General features: G+C 63.0%; 3 protein-coding genes. All 3 read left to right on the top strand.

Annotated features, from left to right (window positions below; genetic code table 11):
- The first annotated feature begins 261 nt into the window (after positions 1-261).
- The 3 genes from Q4G22_RS15615 (at position 262) to Q4G22_RS15625 (ending at position 2,336) form a co-directional block, all read left to right on the top strand.
- Positions 262-1,137 (top strand): DUF533 domain-containing protein, encoded by an 876-nt coding sequence (locus Q4G22_RS15615; protein WP_303386811.1) that lies wholly within the window; start codon positions 262-264, stop codon positions 1,135-1,137.
- 153 nt (positions 1,138-1,290) lie between these two features.
- Positions 1,291-1,743, top strand: a complete 453-nt coding sequence (locus Q4G22_RS15620) for a cytochrome c (RefSeq protein ID WP_303386812.1) — start codon at positions 1,291-1,293, stop codon at positions 1,741-1,743.
- Positions 1,740-2,336 (top strand): cytochrome b/b6 domain-containing protein, encoded by a 597-nt coding sequence (locus Q4G22_RS15625; RefSeq protein WP_303386813.1) that lies wholly within the window; start codon positions 1,740-1,742, stop codon positions 2,334-2,336. Before Q4G22_RS15620 ends, Q4G22_RS15625 begins: the two co-directional genes overlap by 4 nt.
- Positions 2,337-2,377 lie beyond the last annotated feature (41 nt).

Below are 2,377 nucleotides of genomic sequence, written 5' to 3' on the forward strand. Positions count from 1 at the left end.
CAATCGTGCCAATGTTGACATGCGGTTTCGTCCGTTCAAATTTTGCCTTTGCCATATGGGCCTCCTGATCGCGGGGCGGCGTTGCGAAATGGCCCCGTTTCTACGTCCGCCGCGATGTATAAGTCCGGCCGGGAAAAATCAAGGGCGCGAACAGGGGCTTGGGATGCGTTTGGGCAGGGAACCTGCCGCAGCCGAAAGGCGTTGCATGTCCGGCTGATGCCGCGCCAGACTGAGAGCGGTAGATGATCTTTGGAGGATGCCATGAGCATGATGAAGACCCTGGCCCGTGTGGCCGCTGGCGTGATGCTGGCGAAAGGGATTGGCAGTGTGATGAAGAGCGCCCAGCAGGGTGGTTCCGGCACCGCCACCGCTGGCCGGTCGCAGGGCGGGCTGCTGGATGACCTGATCGGCGGCGTGACCGGGCGGCAATCGGGCCGCGCCACCGGCAGTGGTGGCGGTCTGGGTGATATTCTGGGTCAGGTGCTGGGCGGACAGACCGGCGGTGCTGGCACCGGGCGTCGCTATGGCGGGCCGAATTCCTCGGGTGCCAGCGGCGGTCTGGGCGGTATTCTGGACCAGTTGACCAGTCAGGCCCGTGGTGGCGCGACCGCGCGCGGCAGCAGTGGTGGCGGTCTGGGTGATCTTCTGGGCGGCTTGCTGGGTGGTGCGGCGGGCGGTCTTGCGCAGAAGGGGGCGCAACAGCAGAACGACGCCAGCTTTGGCGAATTATTCAACGATGCCGTGGTGCGTCAGGACGAACCCGAGGTCGCTCCGACCCCCGAACAGAATGCCGTGGCCGCGCTGATGTTGCGCGCCATGATTCAGGCGGCCAAGGCTGATGGCAAGATCGACGATAACGAAAAACAGCGCCTGACCGGGCAGTTGGGCGACATCGACGATGAAGAACGCCAGTTCATTCGCGAACAGATGGCCGCACCAGTGGATGCCGCCGCCCTGGCGCGCGAGGTGCCCAAGGGGCTGGAGGCACAGGTGTATGCCATGTCGCTGATGGCCATCGATTTTGACAGCAAGGCCGAGGCTGAATACCTGCACGCGCTGGCGCAGGGCATGGGGCTGAGCCGCGATCAGGTGAACAATATCCACCAGCAGATCGGTGTGCAGAACCTGTATGCCTGAACCACGCTGCGGGGCGGAGCGTTTCCGCCCCGCGACTGCCGGGTTTCATTCGCGTGCGTGTGAACGGGCCGGCATTGATGCTTTTCGCCGGTTGTGGCAGGCTGCGCGTGCGGGCCGAGACCATCCAAACGACAGTCAAACCGGAGACCTCCTATGAAAAAGTTGATCCTTTCCGCCATTTTGGCCGCTATGCCTGCGGTCGCCTTTGCTGACGACGCCAAAGAAGCGGCGGTCGAGGCGCGTCAGGGCTATTTCCAGATGCTGGGCATCAATATGGGCGTGCTGTCGGGCATGGCCCGTGGCGAGATTGCCTATGACGAGGACGCCGCCTCGACCGCCGCAACGAACATCGGCGTTCTCAGCAATTATGCGCTGGCCGGGTTGTTTGTCGAAGGCACCTCCAGCGATGATATGGACGATACGGGCGCCTTGCCGGTGATCTGGTCCGACAGCGCCGATTTCGCCACCAAATACGCCGCTTTGGGCGAGGCCGCATCGGGCGCGGGCGAAGCCGTCAAGGGTGGTCAGGCCAATATCGGGCCGGTTCTTCAGGCGCTGGGCGGCAGCTGCAAATCCTGCCACGACAAGTTCCGCAAACCGGAATGAGCGCCGGGCAATCCAGCGCCCAGCCGGAAAAGGTGAAGCTGTGGGACCCGCTGTTGCGCGGGTTTCATTGGATTCTGGCCGTTCTGGTGATCGCCGCGTGGTGTCTGGGCAAATTCGGCCCGCTGAACATGTGGCTGCATTTCTGGCTGGGCTACACCATCATCGGATTGGTGGCGTTTCGTCTGATCTGGGGCATCATCGGGCCTGAACCGGCACGCTTTACCAGCTTTGTGCGCGGGCCGGGTGCGATCATCGGCTATGCCCGCCACATGTTCGACCGCCGCCCCAGCTATTGGCCGGGGCATAATCCTTTGGGCGCGCTGTCGGTGCTGGCGTTGCTGGCGGTGCTGATCTGGCAGGTCGGCACCGGGTTGATCGCCGATCCCGATGATTACATTAACATCGGTCCGCTGGCGTCAGAGGTCAGCCGCGCCACATCGCGCAAGGCGGTGGGCTGGCATCATCTGGGCGCGAACCTGATCCTGATTCTGGTGCTGCTGCATGTGGCGGTGGTCCTGTTCTATCGCCTGTGGAAGCGCGAGAATCTGATCCGACCGATGCTGACCGGCTGGAAATGGGTGATCCGGCGTTAGGCGGCGTCTTCATTTAAGTGATCCATGCCATAGCGCATGCG

Origin of the sequence: Paracoccus sp. (in: a-proteobacteria), assembly GCF_030538655.1 — a bacterium.
Classification (GTDB): domain Bacteria; phylum Pseudomonadota; class Alphaproteobacteria; order Rhodobacterales; family Rhodobacteraceae; genus Paracoccus.